A 21,946-nucleotide genomic window follows, 5' to 3' on the forward strand; every position below is an offset into this window, starting at 1 on the left:
CCCGGCCTTGCACGCGTTCTTCACTCCCGCCTGGTGCTTTTCGGCCACGAGGCGGGCATGGTGGTGATCGACGCGTTCGTCTGCCTGCCGCGTCCGGCTGGCGTGCCGGCCGGACACACGGTGGGATCGAAGGGGTGCGAACCAGCGATCCATGGGCAGTCGAAAGGCGTTCGAGGCAGACCGCCTGGAGCCGCAGAAAGGGATGAACACCGTGACACGACCCAGGATCCTGGTGGTTGGCGCAGGCTTCGCCGGCGTGGAGTGCGTCCGCCGTCTGGAACGGAAACTCTCCCCGGACGAGGCCGACGTCACTCTGGTGACGCCGTTCGCCTACCAGCTCTACCTGCCGTTGCTCCCCCAGGTCGCCTCCGGCGTGCTGACGCCGCAGTCGATCGCCGTCTCCCTGCGCCGCAGCAAGAAGTACCGCACGCGGATCATTCCGGGCGGGGCCATCGGCGTCGACCTGAAGTCCAAGGTCTGCGTCATCCGCACCATCACCGACCAGATCGTCAACGAGCCGTACGACTACATCGTGCTGGCCCCCGGCAGCATCACGCGTACCTTCGACATCCCCGGCCTGACGGACCACGCGTTCGGGATGAAGACGCTCGCCGAGGCGGCGTACGTCCGTGACCACGTCATCTCGCAGCTGGATCTGGCCGACGCGAGCCAGGACCCGGACGAGCGGGCCTCGCGGCTGCAGTTCGTGGTGGTCGGCGGCGGCTACGCGGGCACCGAGACCGCGGCCTGCCTGCAGCGCCTGACGCACGCCGCCGTCAAGCGCTATCCGCGGCTGGACCCGGGGCTGATCAAGTGGCATCTGATCGACATCGCGCCGAAGCTGATGCCGGAGCTCGGCGAGAAGCTCGGCAACAGCGCGCAGGAGATCCTGCGGCGGCGGGGCATCGAGATCTCGCTGGGCGTCTCCATCGCCAAGGCGGGCCCCGAAGAGGTCACCTTCACCGACGGCCGGGTGATCCCGACGCGCACGCTCATCTGGACCGCCGGGGTGGTCGCCAGCCCCCTCATCGCCACGCTCGGCGCCGAGACGGTCAAGGGACGGCTCGCCGTCGCCCCCGAGATGAACCTGCCGGGCGACGACGGGGTGTTCGCGCTCGGCGACTCGGCCGCCGTGCCCGATCTGGCCAAGGGCGACGACGGCGCCATGTGCCCGCCCACCGCACAGCACGCCCTGCGGCAGGGCAAGCATGTCGCCGACAACGTGATCGCGACGCTGCGGGGACAGGTGATGCAGCCGTACGTCCACAAGGACCTCGGGCTCGTCGTCGACCTCGGCGGCACCGACGCGGTCTCCAAGCCGCTGGGCATCGAACTGCGCGGCCTGCCCGCCCAGGCCGTCGCCCGCGGCTACCACTGGTCCGCGCTGCGCACCAACGTGGCCAAGACGCGGGTGATGACGAACTGGCTGCTCAACGCGGTCGCCGGCGACGACTTCGTACGCACCGGGTTCCAGACCCGCAAGGCCGCCAGGCTGAAGGACTTCGAGTACACGGACGCCTATCTGACGCCGGAACAGGTGCGGGAGCACATCGGCGGGACCGCTCGGCGGGACTAGGCAGGGTCGAAGGGGAGCTTCTGATTCCGGCATGACATGCTGAGATGCGGATCTTGGTGTGAGTCGGGAGAGAGTGCGGCGGAGTGAGGGCAGCAGGACGGTCGGTGTGGACAGGACTGCGGGACCGGATCGCGGCGTCCGACCCCGGACTGCTGCGCCTGACGGCCGGGTTGCGCACCGTCGGCGCCATCGCGCTCACCCTCGCCGTGCTCAGCCTCTTCGGGGCCGATGTGCACCAGCTGGTGGCGGGGGCCATGGCGGCGATGGTCGCCACCTTCGCCATCCGGGAGAAGCAGCTCGGCCCTCAGGCCGTGACGCTGGCCCTGGGGCTGCCGGTGGCGCTGGCCTCCGTGTCCCTGGGCGCGTATCTGAACGCGCGTCTCTACGTCGGTGACATCTTCTTCGTCGTCCTGATCTTCTGCGCGGTCTACGGCCGCCGGTTCGGCGACCGCGGCACCGCGCTGGGACTGATCGGCTTCCAGATCTACTTCCTGTCCCTGTTCGTCGGCGTCACCGTCTCCTCGCTGCCCGCGCTGTGCGGCGTCATGGCCGTGGCGTTCTGCTCCAGTGCCGTCATGCGCTTCGCGGTGGTGCCCGCGACGCCCACGGGCGTCCTCATGCGGCTGCGACTGGCCTTCCGCGCCCGGCTGGCCCAGTTGGTGTCCGCGCAGGTCGACCTCCTCGACGCCGACGGGGACGAGATGGACAAGGCCCTGGACGCCGTGCGCGAGGGCACCGCGCGGCTGCACGAGACAGCCATGATGATCCAGGCGCAGCTGGACGAGGGCACCCCGGACGAGTCCGTGGCGCGGCTCGTGCAGCGCCGGGTCGCGGACGCGGAGATCGCCGCCGAGCGGCTCGGTCTGCTGTTGCTGACCGCCCGCACCGCCGAGCGAGCCGACACGCTCACTCTGCACCTGCCGGGCGCGCCCGCGCCGTCGCTGAGCGCGCCGGCGGTGCCGGACGAGGCCACCGCCACGCTCCGCCGGGATCTGCAGGCGCTGCACACCCTCGTGCTGCGGGCCGGGAGCGGCAGTACGGGCACAGGTCTGGCCCACGTACGCAACCGGCTTCTCGGCTACCGGGACGAGGAGAACCTGCCGGCCGCGCCCGCCGCCGTCCAGGACGTCTTCCGGGGCATCGGCGAGTCGGCCCGCGCGGTCATGGGTCTGCGGATCGCGCTGGACGGCCCGCAGGACGAGTCGGACGACACCCCTGCCACGGCCCGCTCCCGCGAGGAGCTGGACGCCGAGGACGCGGCGATCGACGGCGGCGGCGAAGAGCCGACCGTGGAGGAGGAGACGGGTCTGCGGCGGCCCACCACGCGTGCCGCGGTGCAGGTCGCCGTCGGCTCGACGCTGGCCATCGTGGGCGGCGAGCTGCTGTCCACACAGCGCTGGTACTGGGCGGTGCTGACCTGCTGGATCGTTTTCCTGAACACCGCGTCCACGGGCGAGATCCTGGTCAAGGGCTATCGGCGGCTGCTCGGCACGGTGTTCGGCGTCGTGGCCGGAATCGTGCTGGCGGGCCTGGTCGGACAGCACACCTGGACGGCGTTCGCGCTGGTGCTGGTGCTGATCTTCGCGATGTTCTACTCGGCGCCGTTGTCGTACACGCTGATGTCGTTCTTCGTCACGGCGATGCTGGGGCTGCTGTACACGCTGCTGCACACCTACAGCCTCGACGTGCTCCTGCTGCGGGTGGAGGAGACCGCCCTCGGTGCGGCCTGCGGCGTGGTCGCCGCGGCCCTGGTCCTGCCGGTGCGGACCGACCGCCGTACGAACGAGCTGCTCGGCACGGTGCTGGAGCGGCTGGCCGACGTCACCGAGGCCGCCGTCGGGCAGCTCAGCGGCGGGCCCGCGGACGAACTGCTGGACAAGGCACGTGACCTGGACCAGGCGCTGGCCGATCTGCGGGCGGCCACGCAGCCGCTGACCCACCCGGTCACGCCGCTGCGGGCCCGGCGCCACACGGCCCGGTACGTGGTGGCGCTGCTGGAGACGTGCGCGTACCACGCGCGGACGCTGGCGGCGACCGCCGAGCTGCTGCCCACGCATCCCTCGATCGCGGCGGACCCGCGGTTGCGCGGGGCCGCGGCGCGTACCGTGCGCAACATCGGGACCATCGCGGCCCGGGTCGAGGACGAGCACACCGGGGCCCGGGTGGAGACGGGCCCGAGCATCGCCTCGCTGCTGGGGTCCGACGCCGGCACACCGCGCTACGGCAGGATCACCGACCGCGTGCTGCGGCACCTGGAGCGGCTGGACGAGGCCGTGGTGGGCCTGGCCCGGCCGCTGGGCGTGCCGGTGGCGGAACCCCGGGGCTGAGGCCGGTACCACTCAGAAGTACCCTCAGGAGCCCGGCCGGTCCCGGTCAGAAGTCCGTGGGCAGTCCGCTCACCTCGGCGATGCCCCGGAGCTCCTCGGTCTGCTTGTGCCGTTCCTTGATGTAGTCGGCTATCTCGCCGAGGCGGTCCGGGTCGGACGCGGTGGTCGCGTCCGTGACGATCCTGACCGGGCCGGTCTCGTCGACGTCGAGTTCGACCACTTCGTTGTCCAGGCGGCCGGTGACGGCGGTGGCGATGACGAGGGCCACCTCGTCACGCACCTCTTGGGGCAGCTCGTCGCCGGCCCCTGAGTCGAGCGCGAAGTCGAGGCTGGACAGGCGCTCCTCGTCGATCGCCTCGAGGACCGGTTCCACCACGCGCATCAGGAGGCGGTAGTCCTCGGTGTCCATCCGGATGCGCAGGAGGTCCAGGTACATGTCCACGGGCCGGTCGTCGCCATGCGGAATCTCGGAATCGCTCATTGGCTTCGTGTTCCCCGCACGACGCGGCTCAGACGCGTCGCCAGCGGGCCATGGCGAAGGAGAACACCCCGAAGAGCACGAGCCCGGCCGCGACGCAGACCAGCAGCCAGGGGCCGAGGGGGGTGCCGGCGAAGGTGCGCAGGGTGTCGTCGAGGCCCTTCGCCTTGTCGGGTTCGTAGTCGATCGCGGCGCGCACGGCGAAGACACCGGCCACGGCGAAGACCAGCCCGCGGGCGGTGCCGCCGGCCACGCCCGTGATGTCCACCAGCCGCCGGGTGCGGGGGCCCATCTGCCCGAGCCGGAGCTTGTCGTGGTACTTGCGCAGGACCGCCCGTACGCCGATCCACCCGCCCGCGGCGACGATCGCCATCCCGGCCGCGCCGACCAGCCACTGCCCGGCGGGTATCTCCAGTGCCCTGGCGGTGGCGTCCCGGGACTGCTGGTCGCTGGAGCCGCCACCGCTCTGGTCGCGGCTGGCCGCGAACGACAGCACGGAGTAGGCGACGAAGACGTAGAACGCGAAGCGGACGCCCGCCATCAGTCGCTTGCGGGCGCTGCGGCCGTCCTGCCCGACGGAGCCGAAGAACACCTCGGACAGCCGCCACAGGGCCATGCCGACGAGCCCGATGCCCAGGGCCCAGAGCAGCACCGCCCCGAACGGCTTCTGCGAGATCGCCGCCAGGGCTCCCCCGCGGTCGGCCTGCTCCTTGGTGTCGCCGAAGGCGATCTGCAGCGCCAGCGCGCCCACGAGCAGATAGATCACGCCCCGGGCGGCGAGTCCCGCCCGTGCCGCCCCCTCCGTCACCGAACCCCGTGCCACCCGTCGGGCCCGGAACCGTCCGGTCTGTGCCAGCGCACTCGTGTTCATGTCGACCTCCCGGCGTTCCGGATGCCCCGGCTCGGCGGCCACACACCCGGCCGGCCGCCGGACCAGCGCGTTCCGGCCTGACCGCCCTCGGCGACCCGGGCTTCGCGGGACGCGAAAGGGCCCGGCCGCGGCTGATGCCGTCGGCCGGGCCCCTGTCCCGCCGTTGTCAGGTGGCCAGGGCAGCGGTCTCCCGGGCCGGTGCGGGTGCGGTCGCGAGCCACTGGTGAGCGACGTCCAGGGCTCGTCCGACGTCCCGGGTGCCGGTGGACACGCACAGCGTGTACGCCAGGTCGCGTGCCCGCGGACCGGTCTCCGCCGGTGCGTTTCCGGCCTCGACGGCCGGCACCAGTGCCTCGTACTCGTCGACGAGGCGGCGCAGCACCGCGGGATGGGGTCTCAGCATGTGGTTCTCGCTCCTCATGGGTCGGATGGTCAGGCCGTCGTGGAGGTGCCGCCGCTGTCCCGGGCGCCCGTCCGCTGCCCCATGGCCTCGTCGCGCACACGGGCGCAACTGCGGCTGATGAGGCGGGAGACGTGCATCTGGGAGATGCCGAGGTGGTCGGCGATGCGGCTTTGCGTCATGTCCTCGAAGAAGCGCATGTAGAGAATGGCCCGTTCGCGTTCCGGCAGGCGGCGCAGGCCTTCCTTGGCGGACTCACGGTCGACCACGACGTCGTAGGAGGCGTCCGCCGCGCCGAGGGTGTCCGCGAGGCTGTAGCCGTCGTCGTCGGCCGAGAGCTCGGCGTCCAGCGACAGGGTGCTGAAGCTCTCCAGCGCTTCGAGCCCGGCGCCGACCTCTTCCTCGGTCAGGCCGGTGCGGGCGGCGAGGTCCGCCACGGAGGGCTCGGGGCTGCCCGGGTTCTGGGTGAGTTCACGGCGTGCCATCCGCACCTTGTTGCGCAGTTCCTGCACCCGGCGGGGGACCCGCAGGGCCCACATCCGATCCCGGAAATGCCGCTTGACCTCGCCGGTGATGGTGGGGACGGCGTAGCTCTCGAAGGCTCCCCGGCTCGGGTCGAACCGGTCGACGGCCTTGACCAGCCCCAGGGCCGCCACCTGCTTGAGGTCCTCGAGCGACTCGCCGCGCTCGCGGAAGCGGCCGGCGATGCGGTGGGCCATGGGCAGCCACAGCGTGACGAGCTCGTCACGAACGGCCTCCCGCTCGGGACCCTCCTCCAGTTCCGCCAGCCGGGTGAAGAGGGCCGCGGTGTCCGGAGCGTCGTCGTGCCGCCGCCGGGTGGCGGTGGTCGTGGTTCCGGGCGTGTCGGGGCCGTTCGTGGGCGTGTCGATGAGCATGCGGATTCGCTCCTGACAACGGTGATTTCAGGGTCTACCGCGGGAGGGCCGCTGCCCGGATCGCCTGGAGGGCCTCCGGGGCAGTCATACCGCTCCCGCTGGCGCGCCTCCGGTCCGAAGCACGAGATTGCGACTGCCCTGCCCCCGGTGGAACAAACTCCACTTTGCTGTGCAATCTGCCCGGGAGCCGGCAACCGGGTTTCAGACGAGGGGTACGACGGCGGTGATGCACTTGCCGCCGGCAGGCAGGTCCGCGACGCGGACGTCGCGGGAGAGCCGGCACACGATGGGCCAGCCGTGGCCGCCGTGCCGCAGCCGTCCGTGCGGATCCACGGGGGGCGCGGTCACGGGCAGTTCGTCACTGCGGTCACTCACCGACACTCGCACGCCGGGCCCGTCGATGTCGACCCGGAAGTCGGTGACGCCGCCGCCGTGCAGGATCGCGTTGGTCGTCAGTTCCGAGACGACGAGCAGCGCGTCGGACAGGGCGTCCGCGTCGCACGGCGTGTGCGTGGTGCGGCAGCGTTCGGCCACGGCGCGCTCCACGGCCCGGCGCGCCTCAGCGGGTTTGCACGGCCGGTCCCGGTCCGGGCCGAACGACCCGAGTACGGATTCGATCATGTGCTCGTCGCACATCCTTCAGCTCCCTGGTCGGTGAAGACGGAAGCCGGGTCCGGCCCACGTTCCACGGCCGCCCGCACGGGCACCCCTGGGGCTCACGGTGCCCGCTGCTTCCTTCAACCTGCCGCGGCGTTCGGGGCGCGCACCTCGCGAGCGCCGCGGGTCTCTTCTCTTCGGCTGACCTCTCCCCGCACCTGCAAACCTCCGGTCCGCCTCCTCCTGCCGAAAAGCGCCCGAACAGCCGCCGGCCGGGGTGCCATCCCGGCGCGTTGCGTGGGTAGGCGGGGTGCATGACCGATGTGGTGGACTCGGACGAACTGCTGCGGCGCATCCGGCGTGCGAGGGCCTGCGCGATGCGCGAGGAGCGGACGTGGCGGGCCAGGAGCGAGGAACTGAGCGCGACCGACCCGAAGGGGGCCAGGGACGCGACCGTACGAGGGATGTCCTACGAGGCGGTGGTCACGGTGCTGGACGAGATCCTGACGCCGGGCAAGCACGGTACGGAGGGCTGACCGGGCGGGTCCGGGTCCGTACCCCGTACCGGAGAGCGGCCGATTGCGACGGGACGCGGCGGGAACCCGGCGCGGATGAGAGTCGACCACACGCGAGCACCGGTTCTGGAAGCCCTGGACGAGTACCGCCGCAAAGGGCATCTGTCGTTCACGCCGCCCGGGCACAAACAGGCGCGCGGCGCCGATCCGATGGTCCGGGAGGTCCTCGGTGACGCGGTGTTCCTCGGCGACGTGCTGGCCTCGGGCGGTCTGGACGACCGGCTCTCCCGGGGACAGGTGCTGCAGCGGGCACAGGAGCTGATGGCCGACGCGGTGCATGCCGAGCACACGTACTTCAGTACGTGCGGCAGTTCCCTGTCGGTGAAGGCGGCCATGCTGTCGGTCGCGGGGCCGCACGAGAAGCTGCTGATCGGGCGCGACGCGCACAAGTCCGTGGTGGCGGGGCTGATCCTGTCCGGTATCGAACCCGTCTGGGTCGATCCCCGCTGGGACGCCGAGCGGAAACTGGCCCATCCGCCGTCCGCCGAGGACTTCGAGCGGGCCTTCGGGGCTCACCCGGACGCGCGGGGCGCGCTGGTCACGAGCCCCACGCCGTACGGCGGTTGCGCGGATCTCCGGGCGATCGCCGACGTGTGCCACCGGCGTGCGCGGCCGCTGATCGTGGACGAGGCCTGGGGCGCGCATCTGCCGTTCCACCCCGATCTGCCGTCCTGGGCGATGGACGCGGGCGCGGACATCTGCGTGACCAGCATCCACAAGATGGGCAGTGGCCTGGAGCAGGGCTCCGTATTCCATCTGCGGGGCGGCCTGGTCCCGCCGCAGTTGCTGGGGATGCGCGCGGACCTGCTGGGCACCACCAGTCCGTCGGTGCTGATCTTCGCGGGTCTGGACGGCTGGCGGCGGCAGATGGCGCTGCACGGCGAGGAGCTGATGGGCGGTGCGCTGGCTCTCGCGGCCGAGGTCCGGTCCGCCGTCGAGGAGATCGACGGGCTGCACGTCAACGATCGGCAGGACTTCTGCGGCCCGGGTCTGTCCGACGACTTCGACCCCCTGCCCGGCGTCATCGATCTCACCGGGCTCGGGATCACGGGCTTCCAGGCGGCGGACTGGCTGCGCGAGCACCGGCACATCGACGCGCATCTGGTGGACCACCGCCGCATCGGCATGCAGATCACCCACGGCGACGACCGGGAGACGACCGGGCAGCTGCTGGAGGCGCTGCGCGATCTCGCCCGGGCCGCGCGGGATCTGCCCCGGGCGCAGCGGGTGGAGGTGCCGTCGTCGGCCGAGCTGCGGATGGAGCAGGTGATGCTGCCCCGCGACGCGTTCTTCGGCCCGGCCGAAGACGCGCCGGTGGGCGAGGCCGCCGGACGCGTCGCGGCGGAGATGATCACGCCGTATCCGCCCGGCATCCCGGCCGTCCTCCCTGGTGAGCGCCTCACCGAGCCCGTGCTGGCGTATCTGCGCACCGGGCTGGCGGCGGGCATGCACCTCCCCGATCCCACGGACCCGCAGCTGGATACGGTCCGTGTCGTCGCCGGCGACGCGCGGTGACTCCGACGTGAAACGGGTCACCCGGCCCGGTCCGGGGTGCACGTACGACCCCATGATGGTTTACCGTTCATTCATACGTGACGACGGGGTCGAACCCGCGTTCCTCCGTCCGTCACCGCTAACGGCCCTGGCTGGTCTCCCCCGTCCAGCCAGGGCTTTTTCATGCCCGGAGAAAGTTGCCCACGCCGAGGTGCCCGCGGCCCCGGCAGCGGCTGAAATGGGCGTAGGGAGAAAGCACCGGAAGTCGACCGCCCGGCGAGGAGCTCCGCATGACCAAAGCGATCAAACTCCTGACCGCCCTGCCTCCGCCCCAGCGGCACCGTCTGATGGCGCTCGCGCGGGAGGTGTCCTTCCCCGAGGACACACGCATCTTCGAGGCGGGCGGCGCGGCCGACCGCTTCTGGGTCATCCGCTCCGGCGCGGTCTCCCTGGACCAGGAGGTCAACTCCCTGCAACGGGTGACCGTGGCCAGCCTCGGCGCCGGCGACCTGCTCGGCTGGTCCTGGCTGTTCCCGCCGCACACCTGGGACTTCGGCGCGGTGGCGTTCAGTCCCGTACGCGCCTACGAGTTCGACGCGGCGGCCGTGCTGGAGCTGTGCGAGGAGGATTCCCAGCTGGGCCTGTTGCTGGTGCGGTCGGTCGCCGAGGTGCTCGCACACCGGCTGGAGATGACCCGCGGCAAGCTGATGGAGCAGTACACACTGCACCGGCGAGGGGCCCTGTAGGACTCAGATCCGGTAGCGGCGCAGTGCCGGTACCGCCGCTGCCAGGGCCAGCATCACGGCGACGACCAGCAGGCCGCCGCCCGTGACGGCGGTGCGGGGGCCGAAGGCGGAGCCCGCCGTGCCGTGCAGTACGTCGGCGAGGCGCGGGCCGCCCGCCACGACGACGGTGAAGACGCCCTGCATGCGCCCGCGCATCTCGTCGGTGGCGGCGGACAGCAGGATCGCGCCCCGGAAGACCATCGAGACCATGTCGGCCACACCGGCCACGGCGAGGAACGCCACCCCGACCCACAGACTGGTGCTCAGCCCGAAGCCCGCGATGGCCGCGCCCCACGCGACCACCGCCCAGATGACCATCCAGCCGTGCCGGCGCGCCCGGGAGAAGGTGCCGGAGAACAGTCCGCCGAGCACGGCGCCGATGGGGATCGCCGCGAACAGCAGGCCCAGCGCGAGCCCTTCGCCGTACGGCGCGTAGGTCTGGGCGGCGAGCTGCGGGAAGAGGGCGCGTGGCATACCGAGGACCATGGCGACGATGTCGGCGAGGAAGGACAGCAGCAGCACGGTGTGCCCGGAGATGTAGCGGAATCCGGCGGCGATCTCCCGCACGCCCGCGCGGCGCTTGCCCGTGCCGGCCAGGGGCGGCAGCGACGGCAGCCGGTACACCGCCCACACCGTGACGCACAGGGCCAGGGCGTCGATCAGATAGAGCTCGGGGAGACCGATCACGGGGATGAGGGCACCGGCGAGCAGAGGACCGGCCACCTGGCCCGTCTGCATCACGGTCGAGCCGAGGGCGCCCGCCGCCGGCAGTTCGTCCTCGGGGACCAGACGGGCGATGGAGGCGGTGCGGGCCGGGGCGTTCAGGCCCCAGAAGGCCTGCTGCACCGCGAGCAGCACCATGAGCGCGGCGACCGACTCCAGGCCCGCGAAGGCCTGGAGCCAAAACAGCAGCGAGGTGACGGCGATGCCGCTGTTGGTGATCAGCAGCAGCTTGCGCCGGTCCATGCTGTCGGCGATCGCCCCGCCCCACAGCGCGAACACGATCAGGGGCACGAGCCCGGCCAGGCTCGCGGCGCCGACCCATGCCGAGGAGCCGGTGATGTCGTAGATCTGCTTGGGCACGGCGACGGCGGTGAGCTGGCTGCCGACGGCCGTGACGATGGTCGAGCCCCACAGTCGCCGGTAGGCGGGGCGGCGCAGGGGGCGGGTGTCCATGGCCCAGCGCCGCCAGCCGCGGCGCCGCGGTGCCTCCGGCACCGGATCCTGCTCTTCCGTCCTGCTCTCGCTGGTGTCCACTCGCCGCTTCCTGGATGCTCGCTACACCTGTCCGGCCGGGGGTCACTATCCCACCAGCCGCCGAGCGCCCCGGAGTCGAGGTCTCAGCTTCCGGCGATGAGCGCGGCACCGAGCACGATCATGGTGGTGGCGAGCACGCCGTCCATCACGCGCCAGGCGGCGGGCTTGGCGAGGTGACGGCCGAGCAGCCGGGCGCCGAAGCCGAGGGCGGTGAACCAGCACAGGCTGGCCAGTACGGCGCCGAGACCGAACGTCCAGCGCAGCGGGCCGTGGTCGGCGGCGACGGAGCCCAGCAGGAACACGGTGTCGAGGTAGACGTGCGGGTTGAGCCAGGTCATCGCCAGGCAGGTGAGCACCGCCCGGCGCCGTGATCCGGCCGCTTCCCCCTCCGCCCGGAGGCCGCCGCCGCCCGGCCGGAACACCCGGCGGGCGGCCAGGGCGCCGTAGCAGAGCAGGAACGCGCCGCCGATCCAGCCGACCGCCGTCAGCACGCCCGGCCACGTCACCACCACCGCTCCGACCCCGCCGACCCCGAGGGTGATGAGGGCGGCGTCGGACAGGGCGCAGATGCCGACGACGGCGAGGACGGCCTCGCGGCGGATCCCCTGGCGCAGGACGAAGGCGTTCTGGGCACCGATGGCGACGATGAGGGACAGGCCGGTGCCGAAACCCGCGGCCGCGGCGGTGAAGGTGCTGGTCATGACCTTGACGCTACGGACGGACCCGGCTCGGGTACAGCTAAAGATTCTTACGTATCATTAGCGCACGTGATGACTACGGCGATGGCGGACCTGCCTCTGGACCAGGTGCGGACCCTGCTCGCGGTCGTGGACGAGGGCACCTTCGACGCGGCGGCGGCCGCGCTGCATGTGACGCCCTCGGCGATCAGCCAGCGCGTGAAGGCGCTGGAGCAGCGCACGGGGCGGGTCCTGCTGCTGCGGACCAAGCCGGTGCGGCCCACCGAGTCGGGCGAGGTGCTGGTGCGGCTGGCCCGCCAGGTGGCTCGGCTGGAGCGCGACGCGTACGCGGAGCTGGGCCTGAGCGGTACCGGCGAGCCGACCCGGGTCTCGGTGGCGGTGAACGCGGACTCGCTGGCCACCTGGTTCCTCGGGGTGCTCACCCGCGTACCGGAGGAGCTGCGGCTCTACTTCGAGCTGCGCCGCGAGGACGAGGACCACACGGCCGCGCTGCTGCGGGAGGGGGTGGTGATGGCCGCCGTGACCTCGTCGCCGGACGCCGTGCCGGGCTGCTCGGTGCGGTCTCTCGGCCGGATGCGCTACGTCCCGGTGGCCGCGCCGGACTTCGCCGCACGCCACCTCGGCGGCCCCCTGGAGGAGGTGCTGCTCGACGTGCCCGTCGTGACCTTCGACCGGCGGGACGACTTCCAGGACGGCTTCGTCCGCCGGCTCACCCGGGGGCGCAGCGGCGCGAGCGCGCTGCGGCACTACGTACCGACCTCGGAGGGGTTCGTGGACGCCGTGGCCGCCGGACTGGGCTGGGGCCTGGTGCCCGAGGCCCAGGCGGACCCGCTGCTGCGCACCGGCCGGCTCGTGGGACTCGCCTCGGGCCGGCCGGTCGACGTGCCCCTGTACTGGCAGCAGTGGAAGCTCGACTCGCCGGCGCTGGCGCAGGTGGCGGAGACGGTGACGGCGACCGCCGCGGAGGCGCTGCGCAACTGAGGCGTGCCGCCCTACGCCTCGATGCCGTCCAGCTGCGCCGCCGCGCTGTGCAGCAGCATGTCCAGGGCCGTCGGATAGGCACTGGTCAGCATGCGGGTGGCGAGCAGGGGTGCCGCTTCCGCGATGCGGGGGTGGGTGGTGGCGGGCAGACGGGCGTACGTCGAGCGCCACATCTCCTCGTCGGCGCGCAGTGAGGCACGGGGCAGCGCCAGCGAGGCGGCGTCGAGTGCGGCGAAGGCCAGTGTGGTGTCGACGAAGGCGTGGTAGATCCGCACCGCGTCCGGCAGCGGGAAGCCCGCCGTGCGCAGGACGTCCAGGACCGCCTCGTCGGCCGCGAGTTCATGGGCCCGGCCCGAGACACGGCTGGCGGTGAGCACGGCCGCCTGCGGATGCGCCACGTACGCGGCGTGGATGCGCAGCCCGACGGCCCGCAGGTCCGCCCGCCACTCCCCCGCCGGTGCCCAGCCGCCGAGCGCCTGCCCGATCAGCGCGTCGCCGATGGCGAGCGTCAGGTCGTCCATGCCCCGGAAGTACCGGTAGAGCGTGCTCGGGTCGGCGTCCAGGGCCAGGCCGAGCCTGCGGGCGGTCAGTCCCGCGCTGCCGTGTTCGTGCAGCATGCGCAGGGCCGTCTCGACGATCAGCTCTTCGGACAGCACGGTGCCGCTCTTGGTGGGCCTGCGCCGACGGCGTTTGTCCTCCGGCACCACGGGCTTCGGCACGACGGCTCCCTCCTTATGCCAACGCCATTGACCTTAAGACAGCGGGCGGCGTTTCATCTCCCCAAGGGCCCGTCACGTTCTTCGCACATTTCGCAAATAGGGAGTTTCTGCCATGCGTGTACTGCTCGTGGGTGCCGGCGGTGTGGGCGGCGCGATCACCCGGATCGCGGCCCGGCGGCCGTTCTTCGAGGCGATGGTGGTGGCCGACTACGACCCGGCCCGGGCCGAGGCGGCGGTCGCGGCGCTCGGCGGCGACGCGCGGTTCACCGCCGAGCGCGTGGACGCCGGTGACGAGGCGGCGGTGGCCCGACTGCTGGCACGGCACCGCTGCGACGTCCTGCTCAACGCCACCGACCCCCGCTTCGTGATGCCCCTGTTCCACGCGGCCCGCGCCGCGGGCGCCACCTACCTCGACATGGCGATGTCGCTGTCCCGCCCGCACGAGGAACGGCCGTACGCGGAGTGCGGATTGAAGCTCGGCGACGAGCAGTTCGCCGAGGCGGCCGACTGGGAGAAGGAGGGGGTCCTGGCGCTCGTCGGCATGGGGGTGGAGCCGGGCCTGTCGGACGTCTTCGCCCGCTACGCCGCCGACGAGCTCTTCGACCGGATCGAGGAGATCGGCATCCGCGACGGCGCGAACCTGACCGTCGACGGCTACGACTTCGCGCCCTCGTTCAGCATCTGGACCACCATCGAGGAATGCCTCAACCCCCCGGTCGTCTACGAGGGCGACCGCGGCTGGTTCACCACCGAGCCCTTCAGCGAGCCCGAGGTCTTCGAGTTCCCCGAGGGCATCGGCCCGGTCGAGTGCGTCAACGTGGAGCACGAGGAGGTGCTGCTGGTCCCGCGCTGGGTCGACGCGCGCCGCGTCACCTTCAAGTACGGCCTGGGCCGGGAGTTCGTCGAGACGCTGAAGACGCTGCACCTGCTGGGTCTGGACCGCACCGACCCGGTGACCGTGCCGGGGCCGGACGGCCCGGTGGCGGTCTCACCCCGGGACGTGGTCGCCGCGTGCCTGCCCGACCCGGCGACCCTGGGCGAGCGGATGCACGGCAAGACGTGCGCGGGCACCTGGGTGCGGGGCGTCAAGGACGGGAAGCCGCGCGAGGTGTACCTGTACCACGTGGTCGACAACCAGTGGTCGATGAAGGAGTACGGCAGCCAGGCCGTGGTGTGGCAGACCGCCGTCAACCCGGTCGTCGCGCTCGAACTCCTCGCCACCGGCGCCTGGTCCGGCACGGGCGTGCTCGGCCCGGAGGCCTTCCCGGCCGGCCCGTTCCTGGACCTGCTGACGGCCTACGGCTCACCCTGGGGCATGCGCGAGATGTGAACGGCTGTCCGTCCAGACACTGTTTCACGAGGCATCGACAGGTGACCCGAAATGGAGTAAGCATCCGAACGGGCACGTTTCTACTGTGATGCAGGTGACTTCGATGGACAACTGGCGAGACCACGCTGCCTGCCGGCACGAGGACCCCGAGCTTTTCTTCCCGATCGGCACCACGGGACCGGCCCTGCTGCAGACGGAGCAGGCCAAGTCGGTGTGCCGGCGCTGCCCCGTCCAGGACGAGTGCCTGCAGTGGGCCATGGACACGGGGCAGTCCATCGGGGTGTGGGGCGGCACGAGCGAGACGGAACGGCGTGCGCTGAAGCGGCGCGCGGCAGCCCGGCGCCGCTCCGGCTGACGTCCGTCCGGCCGTTCGGCGCGGCCGGGGTTACGCTCGCGGCAGACCCGTCCGTCGCAGAAGGGGCCGGCCATGAGCGTGCGCGTCCGTCGTGTCTACGATCCGCCCGAGCCGGACGACGGGACGCGCGTCCTGGTCGACCGGCTGTGGCCGCGCGGGCTGTCGAAGGAAACGGCCCGGGTGGACGAGTGGCCGAAGGCGGTCACCCCGTCGACGGAGCTGCGCCGCTGGTACCACGCGGGCGAGGCCTCCTACGAGGAGTTCGCCGAGCGGTACGAGGCGGAGCTGGCCGGCGACGAGGCCGCCGAACTCCTCGGCCGGGTGCGGGACCTGGTCCGCGAGGGTGACGTGACACTGCTGACCGCGTCCAAGACACCGGAGCGGAGCCACGCGACGGTGCTGGCCCGCCTCCTCGAAGGCTGAGGAGACGGGCCCGGTCCCGTCAGGCGGTCTGCTTCGCCGCCGCCCGGCCCGCCGCCCGCCCCGAGAAGAGGCAGCCGCCGAGGAAGGTGCCCTCCAGGGCGTTGTAGCCGTGGACACCGCCGCCGCCGAAACCGGCGACCTCCCCGGCCGCGTACAGCCCCTCCACCGGCTTGCCGTCCGCCCCGAGTGCTCGGGAGTCGAGGTCGGTCTGGATGCCGCCCAGGGTCTTGCGGGTGAGGATGTGCAGCTTGACGCCGATCAGGGGCCCGGCCGCCGGGTCGAGGATGCGGTGCGGGGTGGCCACCCGGCCGAGGCGGTCGCCGATGTAGCGGCGGGCGTTGCGGATGCCCTGCACCTGGGCGTCCTTGGCGTAGGGGTTGGCGATCTGCAGGTCGCGGGCCTCGATCTGGCGCTTGATCCCGGCCGCGTCGAGGAGCGGCTTGTCGGTGAGGTCGTTCATCTTCGCGACGAGCTGTTCGAGGCCGGCCGCGGTCACGAAGTCGGCGCCCTTGCGCAGGAACGCGTCGACCGGTCCGGGCGCGCCCTTGCCGAGGATGCGTTCCTTGAGGAATCCGGCGCGGTCCTTGGCGGTGATGTCGGGGTTCTGCTCGGAGCCCGACAACGCGAACTCCTTCTCGATGATCTTCTGGGTGAGGATGAACCAGGAGTGGTCGTACCCGGCGATGTCCTCGGTGGTGCGCAGGTGTTTCAGGGTGCCGAGCGTGTCGTAGCCGGGCAGGTACGGCCCGGGCAGGCGGCGGCCGAGGGCGTCGAACCACATGGAGGAGGGGCCCGGCAGGATGCGGATGCCGTGGCCGGGCCAGATCGGGTCCCAGTTCCGCAGCCCCTCGGTGTAGTGCCACATGCGGTCGCGGTTGACCAGCCGTACGCCCGCCCGGGCGCTGATGTCGAGCATCCGTCCGTCGACGTAGGCGGGTACGCCGGTGACCATCTCCTGCGGCGGGGTGCCGAGGCGTTCGGGCCAGAAGCGGCGGACGATGTCGTGGTTCGCGCCGATGCCGCCGCTGGTGACGATGACGGCCTGGGCGGTGAGTTCGAACTCGCCTGCCGGGTCACGGTTGGAGGCGACACCGCGGGGTGCGGAGTCGTCGGCCAGGACCGTGCCGCGTACGCCCCGGGCGGTGCCGTTGTCGACGACCAGTTCGTCGACGCGGTGGCGGTGGTGGAAGGTGAGCAGGCCGTCGCGGGCGGCCTGCTCGGCGTAGCGGACGAACGGTTCGACCACGCCGGTACCGGTCCCCCAGGCGATGTGGAAGCGGGGCACGGTGTTGCCGTGCCCGTGCGCCGTGAGGTCGCCGCGCTCGGCCCAGCCGACGGTGGGCAGGAACGTGATGCCGTGCCCGTCCAGCCAGGACCGCTTCTCCCCGGCGGCGAACTCGACGTAGGCGCGCGCCCAGCGCACGGCCCAGGAGTCCTCGTCCTCGAGTCGGTCGAAGCCGGCGCTGCCGCGCCAGTCGCTCCAGGCGAGGTCGAAGGAGTCCTTGATGCCCAGGCGCCGCTGCTGCGGCGAGTCGACGAGGAACAGCCCGCCGAAGGACCAGAAGGCCTGTCCCCCGAGGTTGGCGGCGTTCTCCTGGTCGACCAGGGCGACCCTGCGGCCCTTGCTGGTCAGCTCGTGTGCCGCGACCAGGCCGGCGAGGCCCGCTCCTACGACGATGACGTCGGCATCCATGGCGACCGTTCCCTTCCTCAGTTCTGATCGGGGGTGCCGCTGCCGTCGGTCAGCAGGGCCGTGAGCAGTTGCTTCAGCCAGACGCGGGCGTGTTCGACGTCCCGGTCCAGCAGCAGTTGGGTGGTGACGCCGTCGTACGCCGCGACCACGGCGTGGGCGGCGCCGTCCGTGTCGCCGAGCACGGCGGGCAGTGCGGTGTGTCCGCGGGCCCGGCCGAGCCGTTCGGCGATCGCCTGCCGCAGCCGCGCGCGGTGTTCCAGCAGGCTGCGGGCCACGTCCGGGTCGCGGGCCGCGTGCACGAGGAAGTCCGTCTTCACCAGGAGCCAGTCCCGGTCGAGGAGCAGCACGTCGGTGACGCGGTCCACGGCGGCCGGCACGTCCAGGCCGGGGCCGTCGAGGGCGAGGGCCCCCGACACCTGCTCGGCGATCAGGTCGGCCCGCTCGCGGTAGAGGGCGAAGAAGAGCTCGTCGAGGCTGGAGAAGTTGGAGTAGAAGGCGCCCCTGCTGTAGCCGGCGGCCTCGCAGACCTCCTCGATGGAGACGTGCCCGAAGCCCTTGGCCGCGAACACGGAGAACGCCGCGTCCAGGAGGTTGGCCCGCGTGCGCACCCGGCGCCTGGTCACCCGCCCCGTCGTTCCCTCCACGGCCATCTCCGGCCCCCTTTCGATACGTGACTGTATTCGATACACCGATGTATCGAAAGCCTCATGACATGGAGCCCTTCCGATTCGATGGAACGTATTTTCGATTTCGGAGTACGCTGGGGTCATGCATCTCCAGGGCTCCCTCTTCGACCAGACCGACGAGCTGCGCCTCGGTCCTCTCGACGGGATCAGCCGCACCGACCTCGGATTCGGCGCCTGGCTCGACGTCCTGCCGGCCTGGCTCAGCGGTTCCGACGACCTGTTCGAACAGCTGGCCGCCGAGGTGCCGTGGCGTGCGGAACGGCGCACGATGTACGACCACGTCGTCGACGTCCCCCGGCTGCTCGCTTTCTACGGCGCGGACGATCCGCTGCCGCACCCGGTGCTGGACGAGGCGCGGGACGCCCTGTCCGCCCACTACGCCGGCGAACTGGGCGAGCCGTTCACCACGGCCGGGCTCTGCTACTACCGCGACGGCCGGGACAGCGTGGCCTGGCACGGCGACCGGATCGGACGCGGCGCCCGCACCGACACGATGGTCGCCATCCTGTCGGTGGGAGCACCCCGGGATCTGCTGCTGCGCCCGATGCGGGGCGGTCGCGACACCGTGCGCCGCCCACTGGGCCACGGGGACCTCGTCGTGATGGGCGGCTCCTGCCAGCGCACCTGGGAACACTCCGTCCCCAAGAGCACGCGGGCGACCGAGCCGCGCATCAGCGTCCAGTTCCGTCCGCACGGCGTGCGGTGAGGCGACCTGACCGCCCTGTCGCACAGGTCCGTTGACCGCGGACCCGGTGATTCCGCCGGCCGCGGGGTCTGCTTTCCTTCTCCCGACGGGCTGGGACCACGGAACGCGGGGCGATCATGCGGGCAGACGTACAGCAAGTCGCGGACGGCACCTACCTGGTGCACGGCTCCAACACCAACTGGGTGATCCTCACGGAGGGGGACGCCGTCACGCTGGTCGACACCGGCTACCCCGGCGACCGGGAGCAGGTCCTCGCCTCGCTCGCGCAGGTGGGCAGCTCCCCCGAGGCGGTCGCGGCCGTACTGATCACGCACGCGCACAACGACCACCTGGGTTCCGCCGAATACCTGCGCGCCACGTGCGGCACGCCCGTCTACCTGCACGAGGCCGAAGTACCGCACGCGCGCCGGGAGTTCCTGCACCAGGTGTCCGTCGGAACGGTGCTGAGGAACGCCTGGCGGCCCGGTGTGCTGCCGTGGGTGGTGCACGCGCTGCGCTCCGGCGGCACGGAGCACAACCCGGTCACGGCCCCCGAACCGTTCCCGGCGGCGGGCGCCCTCGACCTGCCGGGCCGACCCGTGCCGGTGCACACACCGGGCCACACCGACGGGCACTGCGCCTATCACGTGCCGGGCACGGGGGTGCTGATCTCCGGCGACGCCCTGGTCAGCGGGCACCCCACCTCGCGGATCGAGGGGCCGCAGCTGCTGCCGGACATGTTCCACCACGAGCGCCCGCGCGCCGTGGCCTCCCTGGACCTGCTCGCGGAACTGGAGGGCGAGCTGCTGCTGCCCGGGCACGGGCCTGTGCACCGCGGTCCCGTGCGGGACGCCGCGCACCGGGCCCGCGAGCTCGCCCTCTAATCTGATGTGACGACCGGCGGCGAGACAAGGACACCCGGCCCATGGCACTGCAGATCAGCGCGACCAACCCGGAGCATCCCGCGCTCTTGCTGGAACTGCCGTGGGACGTGCCCCTCGAGGAGTGGCCGGAGGAGTACCTGGTGCCGCTGCCGCGCGGTATCTCCCGGCACGTGGTGCGCTACTCCCGGGCCGGCGACGAGGTGATCGCCGTCAAGGAACTGGCCGAGCGCCCCGCGCAGCGCGAGTACGACATGCTGCGCGACCTGGACCGGCTCGGCATCCCGTCGGTGGACCCCCTCGCCGTGGTGACCGGGCGCACCACCGCGGACGGCGCCCCGCTGGAGAGCGTCCTGATCACCCGGCATCTGGGCGGTTCGATGCCGTATCGCTCGATGTTCGAGACGACCATGCGCCCGGCCACCATGCACCGGCTGATGGACGCGCTCGCCGTGTTGCTGGTGCGGCTGCACCTGGCCGGGTTCGCCTGGGGTGACTGCTCGCTGTCCAACACCCTCTTCCGGCGGGACGCGGGTGCCTACGCCGCCTATCTGGTGGACGCCGAGACCGGTGACCTGCATCCGCGGCTCAGCGTCGGACAGCGCGAGTACGACCTGGACCTCGCCCGGGTGAACATCAGCGGGGAGCTGCTGGACCTGGAGGCGTCCGGGGCGCTGCACCCGTCCGTGGATCCCATCGAGTTCGGCATGGAGATCTGTGCCCGCTACCGCGGCCTGTGGGACGAGCTGACCCGCACCTCCGTCTATCCGGCCGGCCAGTACCACTACATAGAGCGCCGGATCCGCCGTCTGAACGAACTCGGCTTCGACGTCGCCGAGATGCAGATCGAGCACGCCTCGAACGGTGACACGGTCAGCTTCGTGCCCAAGGTCGTCGACGCGGGCCACCACCAGCGGCAGTTGCTGCGTCTGACCGGCCTCGACACGGAGGAGAACCAGGCCCGGCGGCTGCTGAACGACCTGGAGAGCTGGATGGCCACCCAGGACGACTACGCGCCGGGCGATCCCCTGGGCGCCCGGCCGGAGGTACTCGCCCACCGCTGGGTGCGGGAGGTGTTCCGGCCGACCGTGCGGGCCGTGCCGCCCGAGCTGCGCGGCGCCGTGGACCCGGCGGAGATCTACCACCAGCTCCTCGAACACCGCTGGTACATGTCCGAGCGGGCTCAGCACGACATCGGCCTCGACACCGCGGTCGAGGACTACATCGAGAACGTTCTGCCCAAGGCCCGCAAGACCCTGCAGCCGACCGCGGACTGAGCCGCGGCGGCCGTCAGGCGTGCGGCACGACGGCGACCGGGCAGTCCGCGTGGTGCAGCACCCCGTGCGCCACCGAGCCGATCCGGGCCCCGACGGCCGTACGGTGCGCCCGACGGCCCACGACCATCAGCTGCGCCGTCCCGGCCACCGACAGCAGCACCTGGCCGGCACTGCCCATCTCCACGTGTTCCGTCACCGGTACGTCGGGGAAGCGTTCCCGCCACGGCCGCAGCGCCGCGTCCAGGCTCTGCTTCTCGTACGGCTCCAGTCCCCCGGCCTCGTCGAGGAGCTTCAGCGAGCCCGGGCTGTAGGCGAACACCGGCGGCAGGGTCCAGGCCCGCACGACCCGCACGGTCGCCCCGCGCGCGGCCGCCGTCTCGAAGGCGAACCGCAGCGCGTCGGCACTGTCCTCCGGGTCGCCCTGCTGGCCCACGACGATCTCGCGCTCGGCGGCCTCGGCCGAGGCTTCGTCGCCCGCGCGGACGAGGACGACGGGCCGGGCGGCTCCGGCGATCACCTGCTGGCCGACCGAGCCGAGCAGGAATCCGACGATCCGCCCGTGCCCGCGCGAGCCCAGCACCAGCAGCTCGGCGCCGGCAGCGGCGGCGACCAGGGTGTCGACGGGCGGCCCCTCCACGACGTCGGTGGTCACATCGAGGTCCGGGTGCCGTTCGGTGACGGTCCGGACGGCCCCGGTCACCGCGCTGTGCACCCACTCCGCCTGGCTGTCGGCGTCCCCGGTGATCGCTGTCTCGACCATCTCCGGCGTCTGCACCCGCCACGCGTGCACCACCCTGAGCGGGATCCCGCGCCGCACCGCCTCCCTCGCCGCCCACGCCAGGGCGGCGATGCTCTCCTGCGATCCGTCGATCCCTGCGGTGATCGGGCGTGTCATCCGGCTGCCTCCTGTGGGAAGTCACTGCGTGCTGCTCAGTCTTCACTACCCCCGTCGGTGAGCCGAG

At 72.0% G+C, this 21,946-nt stretch carries 23 protein-coding genes; 12 read left to right on the top strand and 11 right to left on the bottom strand.

Annotated features, from left to right (window positions below; translation table 11 throughout):
- The first annotated feature begins 202 nt into the window (after positions 1-202).
- Both AC07DF_RS32880 and AC07DF_RS32885 read left to right on the top strand, forming a co-directional pair.
- Positions 203-1,576, top strand: a complete 1,374-nt coding sequence (locus AC07DF_RS32880) for an NAD(P)/FAD-dependent oxidoreductase (protein WP_478979698.1) — start codon at positions 203-205, stop codon at positions 1,574-1,576.
- Between the two features lie 83 nt (positions 1,577-1,659).
- The gene (locus tag AC07DF_RS32885; protein WP_478979700.1) at positions 1,660-3,903 is read left to right on the top strand and encodes an FUSC family protein; all 2,244 of its coding nucleotides are present in this window, start codon (positions 1,660-1,662) and stop codon (positions 3,901-3,903) included.
- Positions 3,904-3,949: 46 nt separating this feature from the next.
- Here AC07DF_RS32885 and AC07DF_RS32890 read toward each other — a convergent pair whose 3' ends face one another.
- From AC07DF_RS32890 to AC07DF_RS32910, 5 genes are all read right to left on the bottom strand, one after another.
- Positions 3,950-4,384 carry a hypothetical protein gene (locus AC07DF_RS32890; RefSeq protein WP_399014492.1) on the bottom strand — a complete coding sequence of 145 codons (435 nt, stop codon included), beginning with the start codon at positions 4,382-4,384 and terminating at the stop codon, positions 3,950-3,952.
- Positions 4,385-4,412: 28 nt separating this feature from the next.
- Positions 4,413-5,252 (bottom strand): DUF1206 domain-containing protein, encoded by an 840-nt coding sequence (locus AC07DF_RS32895; RefSeq protein WP_478979703.1) that lies wholly within the window; start codon positions 5,250-5,252, stop codon positions 4,413-4,415.
- A 166-nt stretch (positions 5,253-5,418) separates the two neighbouring features.
- Positions 5,419-5,655 (bottom strand): DUF5133 domain-containing protein, encoded by a 237-nt coding sequence (locus tag AC07DF_RS32900; RefSeq protein ID WP_478979705.1) that lies wholly within the window; start codon positions 5,653-5,655, stop codon positions 5,419-5,421.
- 29 nt (positions 5,656-5,684) lie between these two features.
- Positions 5,685-6,548 carry a SigB/SigF/SigG family RNA polymerase sigma factor gene (locus AC07DF_RS32905; protein ID WP_478979707.1) on the bottom strand — a complete coding sequence of 288 codons (864 nt, stop codon included), beginning with the start codon at positions 6,546-6,548 and terminating at the stop codon, positions 5,685-5,687.
- 201 nt (positions 6,549-6,749) lie between these two features.
- On the bottom strand, positions 6,750-7,184 hold the full coding sequence (locus AC07DF_RS32910; protein ID WP_478979709.1) for an ATP-binding protein: 435 nt from the start codon (positions 7,182-7,184) through the stop codon (positions 6,750-6,752).
- A 275-nt stretch (positions 7,185-7,459) separates the two neighbouring features.
- On the opposite strand from AC07DF_RS32910, the gene AC07DF_RS32915 reads away from it, so the two are divergent.
- The 3 genes from AC07DF_RS32915 to AC07DF_RS32925 all read left to right on the top strand — a co-directional run bounded on the left by AC07DF_RS32915 (position 7,460) and on the right by AC07DF_RS32925 (position 9,960).
- Positions 7,460-7,681 carry a hypothetical protein gene (locus AC07DF_RS32915; protein WP_399014503.1) on the top strand — a complete coding sequence of 74 codons (222 nt, stop codon included), beginning with the start codon at positions 7,460-7,462 and terminating at the stop codon, positions 7,679-7,681.
- Positions 7,682-7,756: 75 nt separating this feature from the next.
- Complete coding sequence (locus AC07DF_RS32920) at positions 7,757-9,235, top strand: aminotransferase class I/II-fold pyridoxal phosphate-dependent enzyme (RefSeq protein WP_478979712.1); 1,479 nt, start codon at positions 7,757-7,759, stop codon at positions 9,233-9,235.
- 269 nt (positions 9,236-9,504) lie between these two features.
- Entirely contained in the window at positions 9,505-9,960 is a 456-nt protein-coding gene (locus AC07DF_RS32925) for a cyclic nucleotide-binding domain-containing protein (protein ID WP_478979714.1), read from the top strand.
- A gap of 3 nt (positions 9,961-9,963) precedes the next feature.
- Here the strand turns inward: AC07DF_RS32925 and AC07DF_RS32930 are convergent, their stop codons facing one another.
- A complete protein-coding gene (locus AC07DF_RS32930) occupies positions 9,964-11,256 on the bottom strand; it encodes an MFS transporter (RefSeq protein ID WP_478979716.1) in 1,293 nt (430 codons plus the stop codon).
- Positions 11,257-11,339: 83 nt separating this feature from the next.
- The gene (locus AC07DF_RS32935; protein WP_478979718.1) at positions 11,340-11,957 is read right to left on the bottom strand and encodes a LysE/ArgO family amino acid transporter; all 618 of its coding nucleotides are present in this window, start codon (positions 11,955-11,957) and stop codon (positions 11,340-11,342) included.
- A gap of 81 nt (positions 11,958-12,038) precedes the next feature.
- On the opposite strand from AC07DF_RS32935, the gene AC07DF_RS32940 reads away from it, so the two are divergent.
- Positions 12,039-12,935 carry a LysR family transcriptional regulator ArgP gene (locus tag AC07DF_RS32940; RefSeq protein ID WP_478979720.1) on the top strand — a complete coding sequence of 299 codons (897 nt, stop codon included), beginning with the start codon at positions 12,039-12,041 and terminating at the stop codon, positions 12,933-12,935.
- Between the two features lie 11 nt (positions 12,936-12,946).
- Here the strand turns inward: AC07DF_RS32940 and AC07DF_RS32945 are convergent, their stop codons facing one another.
- On the bottom strand, positions 12,947-13,654 hold the full coding sequence (locus tag AC07DF_RS32945; RefSeq protein ID WP_478979722.1) for a TetR/AcrR family transcriptional regulator: 708 nt from the start codon (positions 13,652-13,654) through the stop codon (positions 12,947-12,949).
- Between the two features lie 112 nt (positions 13,655-13,766).
- Between AC07DF_RS32945 and AC07DF_RS32950 the strand changes: the two genes are divergently transcribed.
- The 3 genes from AC07DF_RS32950 to AC07DF_RS32960 all read left to right on the top strand — a co-directional run bounded on the left by AC07DF_RS32950 (position 13,767) and on the right by AC07DF_RS32960 (position 15,762).
- A complete protein-coding gene (locus AC07DF_RS32950; RefSeq protein WP_478979724.1) occupies positions 13,767-14,984 on the top strand; it encodes a saccharopine dehydrogenase family protein in 1,218 nt (405 codons plus the stop codon).
- A 103-nt stretch (positions 14,985-15,087) separates the two neighbouring features.
- Positions 15,088-15,339 (top strand): WhiB family transcriptional regulator, encoded by a 252-nt coding sequence (locus tag AC07DF_RS32955; RefSeq protein WP_193478998.1) that lies wholly within the window; start codon positions 15,088-15,090, stop codon positions 15,337-15,339.
- A gap of 72 nt (positions 15,340-15,411) precedes the next feature.
- Positions 15,412-15,762 carry a DUF488 domain-containing protein gene (locus AC07DF_RS32960; RefSeq protein WP_478979727.1) on the top strand — a complete coding sequence of 117 codons (351 nt, stop codon included), beginning with the start codon at positions 15,412-15,414 and terminating at the stop codon, positions 15,760-15,762.
- 19 nt (positions 15,763-15,781) lie between these two features.
- Here AC07DF_RS32960 and AC07DF_RS32965 read toward each other — a convergent pair whose 3' ends face one another.
- Positions 15,782-17,455, bottom strand: a complete 1,674-nt coding sequence (locus tag AC07DF_RS32965; RefSeq protein WP_478979729.1) for an FAD-binding dehydrogenase — start codon at positions 17,453-17,455, stop codon at positions 15,782-15,784.
- Between the two features lie 17 nt (positions 17,456-17,472).
- Positions 17,473-18,105, bottom strand: a complete 633-nt coding sequence (locus tag AC07DF_RS32970) for a TetR/AcrR family transcriptional regulator (RefSeq protein WP_478979731.1) — start codon at positions 18,103-18,105, stop codon at positions 17,473-17,475.
- A 118-nt stretch (positions 18,106-18,223) separates the two neighbouring features.
- Here AC07DF_RS32970 and AC07DF_RS32975 point away from each other — a divergent pair, with 118 nt between their 5' ends.
- From AC07DF_RS32975 to AC07DF_RS32985, 3 genes are all read left to right on the top strand, one after another.
- Positions 18,224-18,847: an alpha-ketoglutarate-dependent dioxygenase AlkB gene (locus AC07DF_RS32975; protein WP_478979733.1), complete on the top strand. Its 624-nt coding sequence runs from the start codon at positions 18,224-18,226 to the stop codon at positions 18,845-18,847.
- A gap of 116 nt (positions 18,848-18,963) precedes the next feature.
- Positions 18,964-19,710, top strand: coding sequence for an MBL fold metallo-hydrolase (locus AC07DF_RS32980; RefSeq protein WP_478979735.1), 747 nt, complete (start codon positions 18,964-18,966; stop codon positions 19,708-19,710).
- A gap of 41 nt (positions 19,711-19,751) precedes the next feature.
- Entirely contained in the window at positions 19,752-20,984 is a 1,233-nt protein-coding gene (locus tag AC07DF_RS32985) for a DUF4032 domain-containing protein (protein WP_478979737.1), read from the top strand.
- A 13-nt stretch (positions 20,985-20,997) separates the two neighbouring features.
- Here the strand turns inward: AC07DF_RS32985 and AC07DF_RS32990 are convergent, their stop codons facing one another.
- Positions 20,998-21,879 (bottom strand): universal stress protein, encoded by an 882-nt coding sequence (locus tag AC07DF_RS32990; protein WP_478979739.1) that lies wholly within the window; start codon positions 21,877-21,879, stop codon positions 20,998-21,000.
- Positions 21,880-21,946 lie beyond the last annotated feature (67 nt).

The sequence above is a fragment of the Streptomyces sp. NPDC044719 genome (assembly GCF_056433405.1).